Genomic DNA, 17,447 nt, shown 5'->3' with positions numbered 1-17,447 from the left:
GTCAGACGTCGTAGACGGCACCCTGCTTGACGACCTCCGCGCCGGGGAACCCGGCCGACGCCTCGGCCAGCACCGCCCCGGCGTCGGTCCACGGCGCGATGTGCGTCAGCAGCAGCCGCCCGACACCGGCGTCGCGCGCCAGCTCGCCCGCCTGCTTGCCCGACAGGTGCACCCCGGCCGGCCGCTCCGCCGAGTCCGTCCAGGACGCCTCGGCGAGCAGCAGGTCGACGCCGTCGGCGAGCTCGTTCAGCGCCGCGCACGGCCCGGTGTCGCCGGTGAACGCCAGGATCCGGCCGCCGTAGGAGATGCGCAGGCCGTACGCCGGGGTCGGGTGGTCGACCTCGACCGCGACCACCTCGAACGGCCCGATCCGGAACGGCTCGGGCCGCAGCGGCCGGAAGTCGTAGACGTCGGAGAGGTCCGTGACGGCCCGCTCGGTCTCGTTGGGCGCGTACGCGTTGGCCAGCCGGACCGGCGCGTCCGGCGGGGCGTACAGCGGCAACAGCCGCGGCCGCGCCGGGTACGGCGGCGCCGGGTGGTAGCGCCGCAGGACGGTGAGCGCGCTGACGTCGGCGCAGTGGTCGGGGTGCAGGTGCGTGAGCACGAGCGCGTCCAGGTCGAACGGGTCGGCCACGGCCTGCAGCTGCGCGAGCGTGCCGTTGCCGAGTTCGAGGCCGAGCAGGAAGCCCTCGGCCTCGACCAGGTAACCGGACGCGGCGGCGTTCGGCCCGGGGATGCTGCCGGAGCACCCGAGGATGGTCAGTCGCACTTCGACACCCTAAGCGTCCACCGCCGCGATCACGCGGTGGTGGGAGCGAGGACACCCGGAGCGAATCCCATGAACCGCTGGGCGAGCCGGGTGAACGGCTCAGCGGAGCCGGTGGCGAGGAACTCGTGCCGCGGCGGGGTGTCCCGCGTGGTCAGCAGCTCCCCCTCGGTGAGCACGCGGACCAGGTCCTTCGCCGTCTCGTCGGCACTCGAGACCAGGGTCACTTCCTGGCCCATCACGATCTGCAGCACGCCCTGCAGCAGCGGGTAGTGCGTGCAGCCGAGCACGAGCGTGTCGACCTGCGCGTCGAGCAGCGGCTGCAGGTAGCCCTGCGCCAGGCCGAGCACCTGGCGCCCGGTCGTGATGCCGCGCTCGACGAAGTCGACGAACCGCGGGCAGGCGACGCTGGTCAGCGTGATGTCCGGCGCCGCGGCGAAGGCGTCCTCGTAGGCCCGCGACCGCACGGTGCCCTCGGTGCCGATCACGCCCACGCGGCCGGTGTGGGTCGCCACGACGGCGCGGCGCGCGGCGGGCAGGACGACCTCGATCACCGGGACGTCGTAGCGCTCCCGGGCGTCGCGCAGGCAGGCCGCGGACGCCGTGTTGCAGGCGATCACCAGTGCCTTGACGCCGCTTTCGACCAGCTCGTCGAGGGCCGCGAGGGCGTAGCTGCGGGCGGTGGCGATCGGGAGCGGGCCGTACGGGTTGTGCGCCGTGTCGCCGACGTAGCGGAGCTGCTCGGCGGGCAGCTGCTCGAGGATCGCCCTCGCGACCGTCAGCCCGCCGACGCCGGAATCGAACACGCCGATCGGGGCATCAGCGGGCGGAGACGTCACCCTTCGAGGTTACCCGGGGCGGCCTTGCGGGACCGCCGGGTGGTCAGCCACGCCGCGAGGACGCCGGCCAGCGCGCCGAACACGTGGCCCTGCCAGGAGACGCCGGGGTTGCCCGGCAGCAGCCCGGCCAGCATGCCGCTCCACACGCCGAGCAGGACGACGGCGACCAGGATCTGCCCGGCCGCGCGGTTGAACAGGCCGCGGACCAGCAGGTAGGCGAGCCAGCCGAAGGCCAGGCCGGACGCGCCGACGGTGACGCCGTCCGCGGGCCCGATCAGCCACACGCCGAGCCCGGAGACCACCCAGATGATGGCCGTGACCAGCGCGAACCGGCCGATGCCCGCCGCCATCGCGAGGAAGGAGAACAGCAGCACCGGCACGGTGTTCGCGAACAGGTGCGACCAGCCGGCGTGCAGGACCGGCGCGAACAGCACGCCGTCCAGCCCGGACAGCGATCGCGAGTGGATGCCGCCCTGGTCGAGGTCACCGGGGAGGATGACGTCGACCAGCTCGACCAGGTACAGGAGCAGGGTGAACGACAGCGCGACGATCGCGGCCGCCACCGGTTTCGGCGGCAGCACGCGCTTGGCGGCGTCGGTTTCCGGGGCGGGTTGCAGAGTGCTCACGCCTTCGAGGCTACGTCCGGCCACGGCCCCTTTACCTCGGGTGAAATCCCTGATCCCGCGGTTTTGTCGGTGGTCGCCGCTAGCTTGTCGGGCATGGACGTCATCGGTTACCTCGCGCGGCTCGGCCTCGATCCCGAGCCGCCGAGCTTCGGTGCGCTGCGGCGGCTGCACGCGGCGCACGTCGAACGCGTGCCGTACGAGGCGCTGGAGGTGCAGCTCGGGCGGCCCACCCCGCTCGAGCCGTCGGCGTCGCTGGCGCGGATCCTGCGGGGCCGCGGCGGGTACTGCTATCACCTGAACGGGGCATTCTCGGCCCTGCTGGCGGCGCTCGGCTACCAGGTCACCCGGCACCTGGGCGGGGTGCAGGGCAGCCCGGCGGACGAGCCGAACGTCGGCCGCAACCACCTGGCGCTGACCGTCACCGGGCTGCCGGACGCCCCGGGAACGGCGTGGCTGGTCGACGCGGGGCTCGGGGACGGCCCGCACGAGCCGCTCCCCCTCCGGGAAGGCACCTACGTGCAGGGCCCGCACACCTACCGGCTGCGGCCGTCGGAAGTGGCGCCGGGCGGCTGGCGGTTCGACCACGACCCGTCGGGCAGCTTCACCGGCATGGATTTCGCGCCCGGCGTCGCGGAGATGGCGGACTTCGCGGAGAAGCACGCCTGGCTGTCGACGGCACCCGGGTCCGGGTTCGTGCGGGTGTGCGTGGTGCAGCGGCGGGACGAGGCGGGCGTCGACACCCTGCGTGCGCTCACCCTGAACCGCCACGGCGCCAAGGAGGTGGTCGAGTCACCCGGCGACTGGTGGGCGGCCGCGGGTGACGTGTTCGGCATCCCGGCGGCGCTGTTCACGGCGGGGGAGCGCGAGCGGCTGTGGCGGCAGTGCGTCGCCCAGCACGAGGCTCACGCCGGCGGCCGGGGCAGTGAGGTGGTGCCGAGCGCGTAGTCCACCGCTGCTTCGGCGTGCAGGCGGGTCGTGGGGAACGTCGGCACCGGGCTGTCCTCCGGGCCGACGAGCAGCTCGATCTCGGTGCAGCCGTAGATGACACCCTCGGCGCCCGCGTCGGCCAGCCGGGCGATCACCCCGCGGTAGGCCTCTCGCGAGCTGTCTTCGACGACGCCGAGCACCAGTTCGTCGTAGATGATCCGGTGCACGAGGTCGCGGTCTTCGGCGGCCGGCACAAGCACGTCGAGGCCGTGCGCGGCGAGGCGCTCGCGGTAGAAGGGCTGCCCCATGGTGAAACCGGTCCCGAGCAGCCCGACGCGGCGGACGCCGGCGGTTTTGACCGCCGCGGCGGTGGCGTCGGCGAGGTGCAGCAGCGGGATGCCGAGGCCGTCCTCGAGCCGGTCGGCGACCTTGTGCATGGTGTTGGTGCAGAGCACCACGAAGTCGGCCCCGGCCGCTTCGAGGGCCTTGGCGGCCCGGTTGAGCTCGGCACCGGCGTCGTCCCAGCGGCCGTCGGCCTGCATCCGCTCGATCGCGGCGAAGTCGACGGAGTAGAGCACGGTGTGCGCCGAGTGGAACCCGCCGAGGAGGGCCTTCACCCGTTCGTTGACGAGCCGGTAGTACTCGCTCGACGATTCCCAGCTCATCCCGCCGAGCAGTCCGATGACCTTCATGATGTCCAGCATGCCCCCACTGCGCACGGCGTTCGCCGGAGTGGCGAACGTCCTGGTCACCGACGGCACCTCGGCCGTCCTGGTCGACGGCTTCTTCTCGCGGCCGTCCCTGCTGAGGATGGCGACGCGCGTGGCGCCGGACCGCGCCCGGATCGAGGCGGCCCTGCGGCGCCTCGGCGTCACGGCGCTGGATGCGGTCCTGGTCGCGCATTCCCACGTCGACCACGTGCTGGACGCCCCGGTCGTCGCCGAGCTGACCGGCGCCATGCTCGCCGGCTCGCCGTCGACCCGGAAGGTCCAGGAGGGGTACGGCCTGGCCGCGGAGCCGTTCGCGGAACTGGTGCCGGGCAGGCCCGTCGAGTTCGGTGCCTTCACCGTGACGCCGGTCGACGCCGTCCACAGCCCCGGCGACCGGGTGCCGGGCGAGATCACCGAGCCGGTCCGGCTGCCGGCCAGGGCGAAGGCGTTCAAGACCGGGCGGTGCTACTCGTTCCACATCGCGCACGCCGCGGGGAACGTGCTGGTCCACGCGTCGGCGAACTTCGTGCCCGGCGCGCTGGCCGGCTACCGGGCGGACACCGTCTACCTGGGCGCCGGAGCGGCCGGCAAGCAGACCGAAGAGTGGCGCGAGCGGTACTGGCGGGAGACCGTCGGCGCGCTCGGCGCCCGCGTCGTCCGCCCGATCCACTGGGACGCCTTCTGGCGCCCGTTGTCCAAGCCGCTCAAGCTGCTGCCCAAGCTCTTCGACGACTTCGGCGCGACGATGGCGACCTTCGAGCGGCTGGCCGAGGCCGACGGCGTCGACCTCGCCCTCCCCGAACTCTGGCGGCGGGAGTGACTCAGGCCCAGAGCTGCCCGTCGAGCCGTTCGGCGGCCTCGTCGAGCGACCCGGCGTAAGCCCCGGTGGACAGGTACTTCCACCCGGCGTCCGCGACGACGAACGCGACGTCCGCCTGCTCACCCCGGGCCGCGGCCTTCTCGGCCACGGCCAGCGCCGCGTGCAGCACCGCGCCCGTCGAGATGCCCGCGAAGATGCCTTCGTGCTCCAGCAGCTCCCGGGTGCGCCGCAACGCGTCGTACGCCCCCACGGAGTAGCGCCCGTTGAGCACCGAAGCGTCGTACAGCTCCGGCACGAACCCCTCGTCGAGGTTGCGCAGGCCGTACACCAGCTCGCCGTAGCGCGGCTCGGCCGCGATGATCTGGACGTCCGGCTTGGCCTCGTGCAGGTAGCGCCCGACGCCCACCAGCGTCCCGGTCGTGCCGAGGCCGCCGACGAAGTGCGTCAGCGTCGGCAGGTCCTTGAGCAGCTCCGGGCCGGTGCCGCGGTAGTGCGCGTCGGCGTTGGCCGGGTTGCCGTACTGGTAGAGCATCACCCAGTCCGGGTTCGCCTCGGCCAGTTCCTTCGCCCGCCGGACGGCCTCGTTCGAGCCGCCCGCGGCCGGCGAGAAGACGATCCGCGCGCCGTAGGCCTGCAGCAGCTGTTTGCGCTCGGTGGAGGTGTTCTCCGGCATCACGCAGACCAGCCCGTAGCCCTTGAGCTTGGCGGCCATGGCCAGCGAGATGCCGGTGTTGCCCGACGTCGGCTCCAGGATCGTGGAGCCGCGCCGGAGCTTGCCTTCACGCTCGGCGGCTTCGATCATGGCCAGCGCGGGCCGGTCCTTGATCGAGCCGGTCGGGTTGCGGTCCTCCAGCTTCGCCCACAGGCGCACGTCGTGCGTCGGGGAGAGCCGGGGCAGCCCGACCAGCGGGGTGCCGCCGAGCGCGTCGAGCAGGGACTCGAAGCGAGCCATCGATCAGCCACCGGCCACGGCGGGGAGGATGGTCAGGGTGTCGCCGTCCTTGACCTCGGCCTCGAGCCCGCCGGCGAAGCGCACGTCCTCGTCGTTGACGTAGACGTTGATGAAGCGGTGCAGCTTCTCCTCCTTGACCAGGCGCGCCTTGATGCCGGCGTGCCGGGCCTCGACGTCGTCGATGACCTCGAGGACGGTCGCGCCCTTCGCCTCGACGGACTTCTCGCCGCCGGTGTGGGTGCGCAGGATCGTCGGGATGGAGACGGTCACGGCCATGGGTTCTTACCTCCGGTGGGTTCTTACACGCAGACGCCGGTGGCGCGGCGGTTTATTCCGAGGGCTCAGTCGACGATCTCGACCGGCTCCTCGGTGATCTCGGCGTCCACGATCCGGTACGACCGGAACTCGTGCACTTCGGGGTCGCGGGTGGAGACGAGCACGTAGTGCGCGTCCGGCTCGGCGGCGATGTTCGCGTCGGTCCGCGACGGGTAGGCCTCGGTCGCGGTGTGCGAGTGGTAGATGACCACCGGCACCTCGTCGTTCGCGGCCATCTCGCGGTAGAGCTTCAGCAGGTCGCCGGAGTCGAACTCGTAGAACGTCGGTGACCGGGCCGCGTTCAGCATGGGGATGAACCGCTCGGGGGAATCCGAGCCTTCGGGCCCGGCGATCACCCCGCACGCCTCGTCGGGGTGGTCACGACGGGCGTGGGCGACGATCTCGTCGACGAGTTCACGGCGGATCCGGAGCACACCGCCATCTTAGGGGGTGGACAAGTCACGTCCAGATGATGAGATACAGCCCTCACCAGCGCGTTTCAGGCGAAGGCCTCCGGCCAGACGTCCCGGTAGGCCGGCACGCCACCGGCCGTGGTCGCCGCCAGGAGCCCGTGCACCATCGCCCGCGCGAACACCCGCGCCGCCGCCGAGCACAGGGCGTCCAGCGCCGCCGGCCGGGCCGCCGCGCCGAACGGGCCGCTCGCGCCCGGCAGCTCGTGCGCCCCCGTGGCCAGCGCGAACACCGTGTCGCCGTCGAACATCGTGTGCGCCGGCCGCACCGCGCGCGCCAGCCCGTCCTGCGCCGCGACCGCGAGCCGCCGCGCTTCGGCCTTCGACAGCGCCGCGTCGACCGCGACCACGCCGATCGTCGTGTTGAGGTCCGTCCGCCGGGACGGCAGGTCGGCAGGACGCGAAGGCCACGTCACGCCGAAGTCGCCGTGGTCGGCCGCGTACGCCCGGCCGGTCGACAGGTCCACCGCCTCGCCGGCCGCGTTCACCGCCGCCAGCGCCCCGACCGTGAACTCGCCCACGACTTCGCTCGCCGACCCGATCCCGCCCTTCAGCGACCCGACGGCCGCCCCCGCGCCCGCCCCGACCGTTCCCTGCGGCACCGGACCGGCAGACGCCGTCGAGCAGGCCGCGTAGCCGAAGGACGCATCAGGCCGGTTGCCCCACTCGCTCCGCGGCAGGTCGAACAGCACGGCCGCGGGCACGATCGGCACCACCTCGTGCGGCTGCGCGCCCACCGGAAAGCCCAGGTTGCGCTCCGAAAGCCACCGCATCACGCCGTCGGCCGCGGCGAGGCCGTACGCCGAGCCGCCCGACAGGCACACCGCGTTGACCCGCTGGACCAGGTTCTCCGGTTCCAGGAGGTTCGTCTCCCGCGTGCCGGGTGCGCCGCCGCGCTGGTCGACCGCGCCGACCGCGCCCTCGGGCACCAGCACCACCGTCGTCCCGGTGGCCCAGCCGTCGCCGACCCGTTCGTGGTGCCCGACCAGGACACCCGGCACGTCGGTGATCATCCCGTGAGCGCCTGGATCAGCGTCTCCTGCACCCAGGTCAGCCAGTGGTAGACGCCGAGGTGCGGCGCCCGCGGGTCGTCCTCGGGCAGCTCGTCCGGCATGTCCTCGGTGACGTCGAGCGCGGTGCCGAGCGCCAGCCGGACGTCGTTGAGCGCGCCCAGCCAGGCGTCGGCCTGCTCCTCGGTCAGCCGGACGTGGCCGCCGTCGCGGGGCAGCGTGTCGAGCACGATCTTGGCCACGCCGACCTTGATGTCGAGCAGCTCCGGCTCGTGCAGCGAGCGCATCGCCGCGACCGAGTCGATGTCCTCGCGGGACGGGTTGTCCGGGTCGAGCTTGTGGAAGTCCGGGAGCAGCCGTGAGAGCACCGGGTCGTCCGGGGACTCCGTCGGCCCGGTCCGGATGCCGGTGAGCTCGGCGAGCTCGTCCTGGGGCGCCTCTTCGGCCCGCGCGGTGAGCATGTCCTCGAGCTGGCTGACCAGCCCGCGCAGCACGGCCGCCTCCTGCTGCTCGAATCCCGCGTGGATCACCGCGCCCTTGCGCCGCCAACCGTTCACGAGGGCTGCTCCATGGTGGCCCAGAGGCCCGCCGCGTGGAGTTTCGCCACGTCCGTCTCCACCTTCTCCTTGCTGCCGGACGAGACGATCGCCTTGCCCTTGTGGTGCACGTCCAGCATCAGCTTGGTGGCGTGGTCCCGGCTGTAGCCGAACAGCTTCTGGAAGACGTACGTCACGTACGACATCAGGTTGACCGGGTCGTTCCACACCACGGTCCGCCACGGTGTGTCCGACTCGGCGACCTCGGCACCGGCCGGTTCGACCTGCGTCTGTTCGGATGCGACAGGCGTGGACATGCACCCCATGGTGTCACGGAGGTCACCGGGTACGCCGCGCCAGGTCCGGCCATGTGGGTGAATAGGCTTACCCCATGGGTTCACCGGAGCCGGTCACGGCCAGCACTGCGCTGCTCACCGACCACTACGAGCTGACCATGCTGGGCAGCGCGCTCGCCGACGGGACCGCACAGCGGCCCTGCGTGTTCGAGGTCTTCGCCAGGAGGCTGCCGGACGGGCGGCGCTACGGCGTCGTCGCGGGCACCGCCCGGGTGCTCGACGCGATCGCGGACTTCCGGTTCACCGACGCCGAACTGGCGCAGCTGGAGGCCACCGCGGTCGTCGACGACGCGACGCTCGCCTGGCTGGCCGACTACGAGTTCTCCGGCGACATCGACGGCTATCCCGAGGGCGAGCTGTACTTCCCGGGCTCGCCGATCCTCACCGTCACCGGTTCGTTCGGCGAATGCGTGCTGCTGGAGACGCTGGTGCTGTCGATCCTCAACCACGACAGCGCCATCGCGTCGGCGGCGGCCCGGATGTCCGGCGCCGCGCACGGCCGTCCGATCATCGAGATGGGCGGCCGCCGCACGCACGAGTACGCCGCCGTCGCGGCCGCGCGCGCCGCCTACCTGGCCGGGTTCGCGACGACGTCCAACCTGGAAGCCGGGCGCCGCTACGGCATCCCGACCCGCGGCACCGTCGCGCACGCCTTCATGCTGCTGCACGACAGCGAGGAAGCCGCCTTCCGCGCCCAGGTGGACAAGATGGGCGCGGACACCACGCTGCTGGTCGACACCTACGACATCACCGCGGGCATCGAGACGGCGGTCCGCGTCGCCGGCCCCGAGCTCGGCGCGATCCGGATCGACTCCGGCGACGTCGGCCCGCTCGCCCGCCGCGCCCGCGAGCAACTGGATTCCCTGGGCGCCAAGGACACCCGGATCGTGGTGTCCGGCGACCTGGACGAGCACGCCATCGCGGCGCTGCGCGCGGAGCCGGTGGACGCGTACGGCGTCGGCACCTCGGTCGTGACCGGTTCCGGCGCACCGACCGCCGGCATGGTCTACAAGCTGGTCGAAGTGGACGGCAAGCCGGTCGCCAAGCGCAGCGCGCACAAGGAGTCCCGCGGCGGCCGCAAGTCCGCGCTGCGGCGCCACCGCACCACCGGCACGGCGGTCGAAGAAGTCGTCTGGGCGTCCGGTACGAGCGCGCCCGAGCCCGAGGCGAACGACCGGCCGCTGCAGATCCCCCTGATCCGCGGTGGCCGCCCGGAGCCGGACCTGCCTACGCTCGACGACGCGAGGCAGCGGCTGCGCCGCGGCCTGGTCAGCCTGCCGTGGGAGGGCCTCAAGCTCTCGCACGGCGAGCCCGCTATCCCGACGCTGTTCCTCTGAGAGGGAGTTCGACCGATGGGTACCGCGCTGATCGTGGTGGACGTGCAGAACGACTTCTGCGAAGGGGGCTCACTCGGCCTGCCGGGCGGGGCCGCCGCGGCCGCCGCCATCTCCAAGCAGGCCGCCGAAGGCGGGTACAGCCACGTCGTGGCCACCCGCGACAACCACATCGACCCCGGCGACCACTTCAGCGAGACGCCGGACTTCAAGGACAGCTGGCCGGTGCACTGCGTCGCCGGCACCGCGGGCGCGTCGTTCCACGCCGCCCTCGACGTCGTCCCGATCGGCGAGGTGTTCTCCAAGGGCGAGTACAGCGCCGCGTACTCCGGCTTCGAAGGCGCGGCCCGCGACGGGAAGTCCCTCGAAGCCTGGCTGCGCGAGCACGACGTCACCGACGTCGACGTCGTCGGCATCGCGACGGACTTCTGCGTCCGGGCGACGGCCCTCGACGCGAAGAAGGCCGGCTTCGGCGTGCGGGTGCTGCTCGACCTCACCGTCGGCGGCTCGCAGCCCACGGTCGAGGCGACGCTGAAGGACTTCGACGAGGCGGGCGTCACCTACACCGGCACCGCCGCCGTCGGCCCGGCCGCGTGAAGGACCTGCAGGCCGCGCTGGCGGAACACCGGCTCGTCGCGATCCTGCGTGCTTCGGACGCTTCCCGGTTCGCCGACGCGGCGATGGTGCTGCACGCGGCGGGCGTCCGCCTGCTCGAAGCGACGCTGACGACGCCGGGCGCGCCCGCGGCCATCACCGCGCTGCGGCTGGCGCTCGGCGAAGACGCGCTGATCGGTGCGGGCAGCGTCCGCGAGCCGTCCGATGTGGACGTCGCGGTCGACGCCGGTGCCGCGTACCTGATCACGCCGACGGTCAACCCCGCGGTCCTCGAGCGCGCCGCGGCGCTGGACACCCCGGTGATCTGCGGCGCGCTGACGCCGACGGAGATCGACCAGGCCTGGCGGCTCGGCGCGGCCGCGGTGAAGGTGTTCCCGGTCGCGGCCGTCGGCGGGGTCGCGTACCTGCGCGCGGTGCGGGCGCCGCTGCCGGACGTCCCCCTGGTGCCGACCGGCGGCGTCCACCTGGCCGACGTCGAGGGCTACCTGCGGGCGGGCGCGATCGCGGTCGCCGCGGCGACGCCGTTGCTGGGTGACGCGCTGTCCTCCGGCGGCAGCCTGCCGGACCTGGCCACGCGCGCGGGCGAGTTTGTCGCGGCGGCTTCTCGCCTGGCCTACTTCCCGAAGGGGTCGCAGGCGGCCGTGCCCAGGTAGAGGTCGCCGCCGGCCGGCCCGCCCTGCGGGAACAGCTTGATGTGCACCGCGTGCGTCACCAGGCTGCCGTCCGGTGGCTGGGGCGTCACGGTCTCGTTGAGCACGACCGTCGCCAGCGCGGTGCCGGCGGCCCCGCCGGGGATGACGATCCGGTAGTTGGGCGGGATCTCCTCCGGCACGGTGACGCCCTCGACGGCGCCGACCGCCACCTCGCCGAGGCTGCCGGTGGCGGTCGTCGCGCACTTCGCCGAGAACGTCCGGACGGTGAGTTCCGGGCCGCCGTAGCGCTTCAGCACGGTCGCCTTGAAGCGGCGCCCGGCCGCCTGGGCGATCGCCACCTCGCCGGACCGCCCGCACCCGGTGTCCCCGGCCCCGAACACGGCGATGTCGCCCGTGGCACCTCCCTGCGTCCAGCCCTTGTACGGGCCGTCGACGGTGCATTTCGCCAGTTCACCGGTGACGACGTGCTCGTTGTCGATCGTCACGTCCACCGAGCCGGACGACGCCCATCCGGTGGACGTCACGGGGGCCGCCGCGCCGAGGAGCGGAACGGCCAGCGTCGTCACCGCCAGCAACCGATATGTCCTCTTCCTGGCGTTCCGCATGCTCCGGCCTCCTCGGTCCCGTGACAGATCGCAGCTGTGCCCTTCGTCATCGGCCGGTCCGGCGGCCGCCCTGATCGGGTCCACCCGGACGAGTGGCCGGTGAGGAACGCAACTCGGCGGGTCCACGGGACGGTAACGAGCGTTAACCTCGGGCGTCGCCTGTTCACCTCGGGAGGTTTCGTGTCTTCGCTGTCCTTCGCCGGCAAGCGGCCCGTGCTGGCCGACCTCGTGCCCGGCTCGCTCGTGCGGGACATCGCGCTGGTCGCCGGCGGTGCCGTGCTCACCGGCGCCGCCGCGCAGCTGACGATCCCGGTACCGGGCAGCCCGGTGCCGATGACCGGCCAGACGTTCGCCGCGCTGCTCGTCGGCGCGTCGCTGGGCATGTCGCGCGGCGCCGCTTCGATGCTGGTGTACCTGCTGGTCGGCGCCGTGGGCGTGCCCTGGTTCCAGCACGGCACCGCGGGCCTGTCCGGCGCGAGCGCCGGCTACATCGTCGGGTTCGTCTTCGCCGGTGCCCTGGTCGGCGCGCTCGCCGGCCGCGGCGGCGACCGGACGCCGGTGCGCACCGCGGGCACCATGGTGCTCGGCAACCTGGTCATCTACGCGTTCGGTGTGCCGTGGCTGATGGCCTCGACCGGCTTCGACCTGTCGACGGCGTTCGCCAAGGGCGTCACGCCGTTCCTGGCCGGGGACGCGATCAAGATCGTCGTGGCCGCCGGCCTGCTGCCGCTGACCTGGAAGCTGGTCTCCGGCCGCGAGCAGGAGTGACCACTCATCGCGGGACCTCCCACCCGGGAGGTCCCGCGACGCGAGTGGCCCGTTCGCGACGGAGCACCGATCTCTGTCGGTGGTGGCGGCTAATGTGTCGCTGTGCCCGCCCGAACCGATTTCCCCGGCGTCCTCGAACTCCTCACCCACGCGGTGGAGTCCGTCGGCGGTGCCGAACGCCCAGGGCAGGTCCAGATGGCCGATGCCGTCGGCCGCGCCATCCGCACCGGTGAGCACCTGGCCGTGCAGGCCGGCACCGGCACCGGCAAGTCACTGGCCTACCTCGTGCCCGCCATCCGCCACGCCGTCGAGAAGGAAGCGACGGTCGTGGTCTCGACGGCGACGATCGCGCTGCAGCGCCAGCTCGTCGACCGTGACCTGCCGCGCCTGGCGAAGGCGTTGAAGAAGCCGCTCGGCCGCGAGCCGACCTTCGCCATCCTCAAGGGCCGCCGCAACTACATGTGCCTGCACCGGCTGGATTCCGGCGCGCCGGACGAGCCGGAGGACGCCCAGCTCTTCGACCCGTTCGCGGTGTCCCGGCTGGGCAAGGAGGTCACCCGGCTGCGGGAGTGGGCCTCGGACACCGAAACCGGCGATCGCGACGAGCTCGTCCCCGGTGTCTCCGACCAGGCGTGGCGCCAGGTTTCGGTGACGGCGAAGGAATGTCTCGGCGCTTCGCGCTGTCCGATCGGCACGGACTGCTTCGCCGAGCGCGCCCGCGCCGAGGCCGGCCGCGCCGACGTCATCGTCACCAACCACGCGCTGCTGGCGATCGACGCGCTGCAGGGCTACCAGGTCCTGCCGGACCACGACGTGGTGATCATCGACGAGGCCCACGACCTGGTCGACCGGGTCACCTCGGTCGCCACCGGCGAGCTGACCAGCGCGATGTGCGCGTCGGCCGCGCGCCGCTGCGGCAAGCTCATCGACGCCGACGTCGCGGATCGCCTGCTGGAGGCGGGTGACGGGCTGGCGCTGATCGTCGACGACCTGCCCGCGGGCCGGATGGACGAGCTGCCGCGGCCGTTGCAGGGCGCGATCCCGGCGGTCCGCGACGCCGCGCACGCGTGCATCACGGCGCTGGGCAGCGATCGCAAGGAGGACGTCGAGGGGGCCACCGCACGGAAGTTGGCGCGGTCGCTGCTCGACGAGGTGCACGACACCGCGGTCCGGCTGCTGGAGGCGTTCGACGAGGACCAGGCGCACCAGCGCGACGTCGTCTGGCTCTCCGGCGACAAGTATTCGTCGAACCCGCGGCCGCCGGCGCTGAAGGTGGCGCCGCTGGGTGTCGCCGGCCTGCTGCGCGAGCGGGTGTTCAACCAGCACACGACGATCCTGACGTCGGCGACGCTGACCCTGGGCGGCACGTTCGACACGATGGCGCGGCAATGGGGTCTCCCGCCGGGCGCGGCCCGCGTGGAGCAGGCACCGGGCGCGGCGACGGAGAAGGAAGCGCCGTCGGACGAGTCGGGCCCGAAGTGGACCGGCCTGGACGTCGGCTCGCCGTTCGACCACCGGCGCAACGGCATCCTGTACCTGGCCAAGCACCTGCCGCCGCCGGGCCGCGACGGCCTGACTTCGTCCACAATGGACGAACTGGCCGAGCTGATCGAGGCGGCGGGCGGGCGCACGCTCGGGTTGTTCTCGTCGATGCGCGCGGCCAAGCAGGCCACCGAGGAGATGCGCGAGCGGCTGGACTTCCCGATCCTGTGCCAGGGCGACGACGCGACCTCGCTGCTGGTCCAGAAGTTCTCCGAGGACGTCCGCACGTGCCTGTTCGGCACGCTCTCGCTGTGGCAGGGCGTGGACGTGCCCGGGCCGTCACTGCAGCTGGTGGTGGTCGACCGGATCCCGTTCCCGCGCCCGGACGACCCGGTGTCCTCGGCCCGCCAGCGCGCGGTCGAAGCCCGCGGCGGCAACGGGTTCCTGGCGGTGGCGGCCACGCACGCCGCTTTGCTGCTGGCGCAGGGCACCGGGCGGCTGCACCGGGCGGTGAGCGACCGCGGGGTGGTGGCGGTGCTGGATTCGCGGCTGGCGAACGCCCGGTACGGCGGCTTCCTGCGGGCGTCGCTGCCGCCGTTCTGGCCCACGATGGACCCGAAGGTGGTGCGGGAGGCGCTGCGCCGGCTGGACGCAGCCGCGCCCGCGTGACGCGGTCCACAGCCGCGCCCGGTACGGTGAAGCCACCGAAGCAACAAGGGAGCACCGGTTGACCCAGGATTCGTCCAGCGCCCAGTCCCGGACCGTCAGCGTCGACGACACCGGCGTGCGGCGGCGGCTCGCGGACGGCAGCGAAGAAGCTGTCACGTGGGCCGGCCTGTCGTCGGTGATGGTGCGGGTCATCCCCGACGGCCCGTGGAACGAGGACGTCTTCTTCATGCTGGTGGGCACCGACGGCAAGGGAACGGCAGTCCCCAGCGGCGACCCGGCGGCCGACGCGCTCATCGAACGCCTGCAGGCGTTGCCGGGCTTCGACAACGAGAAGTTCATCGAGGCCATGACGACCGACGCCGACCAGGCCTACGTCGTCTGGGAATCCGGCCGGAACTAGGCCTGCGGGAAGGTCTCCGTCACCGGGATCCCCTTCTTGAGCGTCCGGCTCACCGTGCACAGCCGGTCGATCGCACGGTCCACGGCACCGGCCAGGGCGTCCCGCTGATCCGCCGACAAAGTCGACACGTCGACATCGAACGCGACGTGCACGGCGTCCAGTTCCGAAGCGCCTTCACGCCGATCGGCTGAGACACCGACGCGGAATTTCGCGTCCTCGCCGATCCGCCGGGTGATCAGCTCTTCGGCCGTCACCGCGCTGCAGCCCGCCGCCGCGATCTGCAGCAGTTCGGCGGGCGAGAACGCCCCTTCAGCGCCCTTGCGGCCGATCCGGACCTCGGCACCCCGCTCGTTCCGCCCGACGAACGCGTGCTCGCCGGTGCGCTCCACTTCCAGTGTCATGCCCGCTCCAACCGGCTCAGCCGGCCGCTTGTTCCGGCGCCCACTGGGCGAGAACCGTGATCGTGCCGGGGTCGACCTCGGTGAACCCGGCGTCCCGCACGGCGATCACCCGGTCGCGCCGCCACGCGCCCTCCGGGTCGTCGCCCGGGTGCAGTTCCTTCCACTGCGCCGGGCTCGCCGTGCGCACGGCGACCCGGAACCCCTGGGCGGCCCAGGCGGCTCGGTCCGCGTCGTCCAGCAGCGCGGCGAGGATCATCGTCGCGTGGCCGACCTGGGCGGCGCCCTTGCCGACGGTCATCGGCACGTGCGGGTTGAGCAGCAGCAGCGGGACGCCCTCCGGGAGCGGGCCCGGCTCGTCCGCCGGCAGTTCGCTGCCGGAGATCTGCAGCCGCGCGACTTCCTTGGGGGTCTCGGTGACCAGCCCCGGCACGAGCGCCCGCGCCTCGGCGCCGTCGACCTCGACGGTGATGCCCGGCAGGTCCTGGACGGCCGCCCAGTGCGCGCCCCGCGCCCGCCGTGCGACCTTCCGGATCCGGTTGTCGAGCCACGCGTGCATCGGCTCGGCCCACTCGCCGCCGGGCTGCGCGCGCTCGTCGAGGCACACGGCCAGCGCCGCCGCGGCCGCCGCCTCCAGCAGCGGCGTGCGGCCCGGCGGCTCGGCCCGTTCGATGCGCAGGATGACCGGCATCGCGCGGACCTCCTCCGGGAGCTCGTCGGAGGTGTCGGAAGTGTCTTCGGCCGGAAGCCCCAGCCAGAAGGCGTAGCGGCCGCCCAGGGGGTCGAGAACGCTGCTCACGGACGCATCAGCTCGAGCCCGTCGGCGGCGTCGGCCGCTTCGACCTCGGCGCGGGTGAGGCCGAGCATGAACAACACGGCGTCGAGGTACGGGTGCGACAGCGCGGCGTCGGCCACCTCGCGCAACGCGGGCTTCGCGTTGAACGCGACCCCCATGCCCGCGGCCGACAGCATGTCGATGTCGTTGGCGCCGTCCCCGACGGCGACGCACTGCTCGAGCGGGATGTCGTACTCCGCGGCGAAGCGGCGAAGCACCTTCGCCTTGCCGGCACGGTCGACGACGTCGCCGACGACCTTCCCGGTGAGCTTGCCGTCCACGATCTCGAGCTCGTTCGCCACCGCGAAGTCGAGCCCGAGCTCGTCGACCAGACCCTCGATGACCTGCATGAAGCCGCCCGAGACGACGCCGGCGCGGAAGCCCATCCGTTTGAGCGTCCGGATCGTGGTGCGAGCACCCGGCGTGAGTTCGATCGACGCGGCGACCTGGTCGATCGCCGTCGCCGGCAGGCCGGCCAGCAGCGCGACCCGCCGTTCCAGCGACTCGGTGAAGTTCAGTTCGCCGCGCATGGCCGCTTCGGTGATCTCGCGGATCTCCGGCTCGACCCCGGCGTGCGCGCCCAGCATCTCGATGACCTCGCCCTGGATCAGGGTCGAGTCCACGTCGAACACGACGAGCCGCTTCGCCCGGCGCATGATGCCCGCCCGCTCCACGGCGATGTCGACCCCCGCTTGGACAGCGGCGTCGGCGAGCTCGGAACGTAGCGCGGCGTCGGCTCCGGCGGTGTCTTCGTCGACCGAGACGTACAGCTCGAGCCCGGTCACCGGGTAGTCGGCGACGCTGCGGATCGCGTCGATGTTGGCCCCCAGCGAGGCCAGCCGGCGGGCGACCTCGGAGAAGCCCCGCGCGGTCACCGGGCGGCCCAACACCACCAGGACGTGGGTCGAGTCGCGGCGGCCGAGCGCGAACGGGTCCTCGCCGATCGCCGTGCCGATCTTGACGTCGACCTGCATGCCGACGGACGCCATCGCCTGCTCGACCGTCTCCTGCAGCCCCTCAGGGTCGCGGTAGACCCCGGCGAGCACCCCGAGCACGAGCTGCCCGCGGATGACCACCTGCTCGACGTCGAGCACATCGACGTCGTGCCGGGTCAGCACGGCGAACAGCACGGACGAGACACCCGGCTTGTCGGGGCCGGTCGTCGTGATCAGGACGGGGGTCTGGGTCACTGGTCATCCCTCGTTCGGCAACGCTGCCCGGCCAGTCTGCCGGTCCGGAGCCGGACATAAGTAGAGCGCGTGCCCGGCTTCACAGAGCGAGAACCCCCAGCCGGTGGCGCGCCTGAGGCCCTGCATGCGGACGAACCGGGCGTTCTGCGGCGCGAGGTCGACGGTCTGGGT

The 17,447-nt window shown here is 72.7% G+C and carries 22 protein-coding genes; 8 read left to right on the top strand and 14 right to left on the bottom strand.

All coding sequences use genetic code 11. From position 1 onward, the window contains the following. Position 1 precedes the first annotated feature (1 nt). From ACWDN5_RS01985 to ACWDN5_RS01975, 3 genes are read right to left on the bottom strand one after another with little or no spacing between them, the layout of a single operon-like run. Positions 2–769 (bottom strand): MBL fold metallo-hydrolase, encoded by a 768-nt coding sequence (locus ACWDN5_RS01985; protein ID WP_310967099.1) that lies wholly within the window; start codon positions 767–769, stop codon positions 2–4. A 29-nt stretch (positions 770–798) separates the two neighbouring features. Then, positions 799–1,605 (bottom strand): glutamate racemase, encoded by an 807-nt coding sequence (gene murI, locus ACWDN5_RS01980; RefSeq protein WP_310967098.1) that lies wholly within the window; start codon positions 1,603–1,605, stop codon positions 799–801. Beyond that, on the bottom strand, positions 1,602–2,231 hold the full coding sequence (locus tag ACWDN5_RS01975) for a rhomboid family intramembrane serine protease (RefSeq protein ID WP_449673887.1): 630 nt from the start codon (positions 2,229–2,231) through the stop codon (positions 1,602–1,604). Before ACWDN5_RS01975 ends, murI begins: the two co-directional genes overlap by 4 nt. A gap of 93 nt (positions 2,232–2,324) precedes the next feature. On the opposite strand from ACWDN5_RS01975, the gene ACWDN5_RS01970 reads away from it, so the two are divergent. Continuing rightward, positions 2,325–3,176 (top strand): arylamine N-acetyltransferase family protein, encoded by an 852-nt coding sequence (locus ACWDN5_RS01970; protein ID WP_449673886.1) that lies wholly within the window; start codon positions 2,325–2,327, stop codon positions 3,174–3,176. On the opposite strand, the gene ACWDN5_RS01965 is transcribed toward ACWDN5_RS01970, so the two are convergent. After that, on the bottom strand, positions 3,134–3,850 hold the full coding sequence (locus ACWDN5_RS01965; protein WP_449673885.1) for an aspartate/glutamate racemase family protein: 717 nt from the start codon (positions 3,848–3,850) through the stop codon (positions 3,134–3,136). The two genes, ACWDN5_RS01970 and ACWDN5_RS01965, sit on opposite strands and share 43 nt — an antisense overlap. 10 nt (positions 3,851–3,860) lie before the next feature. Between ACWDN5_RS01965 and ACWDN5_RS01960 the strand changes: the two genes are divergently transcribed. Continuing rightward, a complete protein-coding gene (locus ACWDN5_RS01960) occupies positions 3,861–4,688 on the top strand; it encodes an MBL fold metallo-hydrolase (protein ID WP_449673884.1) in 828 nt (275 codons plus the stop codon). Between the two features lies 1 nt (position 4,689). Here ACWDN5_RS01960 and ACWDN5_RS01955 read toward each other — a convergent pair whose 3' ends face one another. The 6 genes from ACWDN5_RS01955 to clpS form a co-directional block, all read right to left on the bottom strand. Further along, positions 4,690–5,640 carry a PLP-dependent cysteine synthase family protein gene (locus ACWDN5_RS01955; RefSeq protein WP_176175261.1) on the bottom strand — a complete coding sequence of 317 codons (951 nt, stop codon included), beginning with the start codon at positions 5,638–5,640 and terminating at the stop codon, positions 4,690–4,692. Between the two features lie 3 nt (positions 5,641–5,643). Then, the gene (locus ACWDN5_RS01950; protein ID WP_004559268.1) at positions 5,644–5,916 is read right to left on the bottom strand and encodes a MoaD/ThiS family protein; all 273 of its coding nucleotides are present in this window, start codon (positions 5,914–5,916) and stop codon (positions 5,644–5,646) included. Positions 5,917–5,981: 65 nt separating this feature from the next. Then, a complete protein-coding gene (locus ACWDN5_RS01945) occupies positions 5,982–6,389 on the bottom strand; it encodes a Mov34/MPN/PAD-1 family protein (protein ID WP_043776741.1) in 408 nt (135 codons plus the stop codon). A 65-nt stretch (positions 6,390–6,454) separates the two neighbouring features. Next, positions 6,455–7,438 (bottom strand): P1 family peptidase, encoded by a 984-nt coding sequence (locus ACWDN5_RS01940; RefSeq protein WP_449673883.1) that lies wholly within the window; start codon positions 7,436–7,438, stop codon positions 6,455–6,457. Then, entirely contained in the window at positions 7,435–7,992 is a 558-nt protein-coding gene (locus ACWDN5_RS01935; RefSeq protein ID WP_043776746.1) for a DUF2017 domain-containing protein, read from the bottom strand. The genes ACWDN5_RS01940 and ACWDN5_RS01935 overlap by 4 nt, the downstream gene beginning before the upstream one ends. Next, positions 7,989–8,288, bottom strand: coding sequence for an ATP-dependent Clp protease adapter ClpS (clpS, locus tag ACWDN5_RS01930; RefSeq protein ID WP_004560461.1), 300 nt, complete (start codon positions 8,286–8,288; stop codon positions 7,989–7,991). The genes ACWDN5_RS01935 and clpS overlap by 4 nt, the downstream gene beginning before the upstream one ends. Before the next feature lie 74 nt (positions 8,289–8,362). Between clpS and ACWDN5_RS01925 the strand changes: the two genes are divergently transcribed. Genes ACWDN5_RS01925 through ACWDN5_RS01915 form a run of 3 tightly spaced genes read left to right on the top strand, consistent with a single transcriptional unit; the run spans position 8,363 to position 10,929 of the window. Continuing rightward, the gene (locus ACWDN5_RS01925; RefSeq protein WP_449673882.1) at positions 8,363–9,664 is read left to right on the top strand and encodes a nicotinate phosphoribosyltransferase; all 1,302 of its coding nucleotides are present in this window, start codon (positions 8,363–8,365) and stop codon (positions 9,662–9,664) included. A 15-nt stretch (positions 9,665–9,679) separates the two neighbouring features. Beyond that, entirely contained in the window at positions 9,680–10,258 is a 579-nt protein-coding gene (locus ACWDN5_RS01920) for an isochorismatase family protein (RefSeq protein WP_449673881.1), read from the top strand. Then, the gene (locus ACWDN5_RS01915; RefSeq protein ID WP_449673880.1) at positions 10,255–10,929 is read left to right on the top strand and encodes a bifunctional 4-hydroxy-2-oxoglutarate aldolase/2-dehydro-3-deoxy-phosphogluconate aldolase; all 675 of its coding nucleotides are present in this window, start codon (positions 10,255–10,257) and stop codon (positions 10,927–10,929) included. The genes ACWDN5_RS01920 and ACWDN5_RS01915 overlap by 4 nt, the downstream gene beginning before the upstream one ends. Here the strand turns inward: ACWDN5_RS01915 and ACWDN5_RS01910 are convergent. Continuing rightward, a complete protein-coding gene (locus ACWDN5_RS01910) occupies positions 10,890–11,504 on the bottom strand; it encodes a choice-of-anchor P family protein (protein WP_449674010.1) in 615 nt (204 codons plus the stop codon). The two genes, ACWDN5_RS01915 and ACWDN5_RS01910, sit on opposite strands and share 40 nt — an antisense overlap. 210 nt (positions 11,505–11,714) lie before the next feature. Between ACWDN5_RS01910 and ACWDN5_RS01905 the strand changes: the two genes are divergently transcribed. The 3 genes from ACWDN5_RS01905 to ACWDN5_RS01895 all read left to right on the top strand — a co-directional run bounded on the left by ACWDN5_RS01905 (position 11,715) and on the right by ACWDN5_RS01895 (position 14,853). After that, complete coding sequence (locus tag ACWDN5_RS01905; RefSeq protein WP_310967090.1) at positions 11,715–12,302, top strand: biotin transporter BioY; 588 nt, start codon at positions 11,715–11,717, stop codon at positions 12,300–12,302. Between the two features lie 102 nt (positions 12,303–12,404). After that, positions 12,405–14,453 carry an ATP-dependent DNA helicase gene (locus ACWDN5_RS01900; RefSeq protein ID WP_449673879.1) on the top strand — a complete coding sequence of 683 codons (2,049 nt, stop codon included), beginning with the start codon at positions 12,405–12,407 and terminating at the stop codon, positions 14,451–14,453. Positions 14,454–14,511: 58 nt separating this feature from the next. After that, complete coding sequence (locus ACWDN5_RS01895) at positions 14,512–14,853, top strand: hypothetical protein (RefSeq protein WP_310967088.1); 342 nt, start codon at positions 14,512–14,514, stop codon at positions 14,851–14,853. On the opposite strand, the gene ACWDN5_RS01890 is transcribed toward ACWDN5_RS01895, so the two are convergent. From ACWDN5_RS01890 to serB, 3 genes are read right to left on the bottom strand one after another with little or no spacing between them, the layout of a single operon-like run. Further along, the gene (locus ACWDN5_RS01890; RefSeq protein WP_310967087.1) at positions 14,850–15,254 is read right to left on the bottom strand and encodes an OsmC family protein; all 405 of its coding nucleotides are present in this window, start codon (positions 15,252–15,254) and stop codon (positions 14,850–14,852) included. The two genes, ACWDN5_RS01895 and ACWDN5_RS01890, sit on opposite strands and share 4 nt — an antisense overlap. 16 nt (positions 15,255–15,270) lie before the next feature. Further along, positions 15,271–16,050 carry a peptidyl-tRNA hydrolase gene (locus ACWDN5_RS01885; protein WP_449673878.1) on the bottom strand — a complete coding sequence of 260 codons (780 nt, stop codon included), beginning with the start codon at positions 16,048–16,050 and terminating at the stop codon, positions 15,271–15,273. After that, positions 16,047–17,276 (bottom strand): phosphoserine phosphatase SerB, encoded by a 1,230-nt coding sequence (serB, locus tag ACWDN5_RS01880; protein ID WP_310967085.1) that lies wholly within the window; start codon positions 17,274–17,276, stop codon positions 16,047–16,049. Before serB ends, ACWDN5_RS01885 begins: the two co-directional genes overlap by 4 nt. Positions 17,277–17,447 lie beyond the last annotated feature (171 nt).

The organism is Amycolatopsis sp. NPDC003731 (genome assembly GCF_053586895.1).
This window is presented reverse-complemented; position numbering and strand designations above follow the sequence as displayed.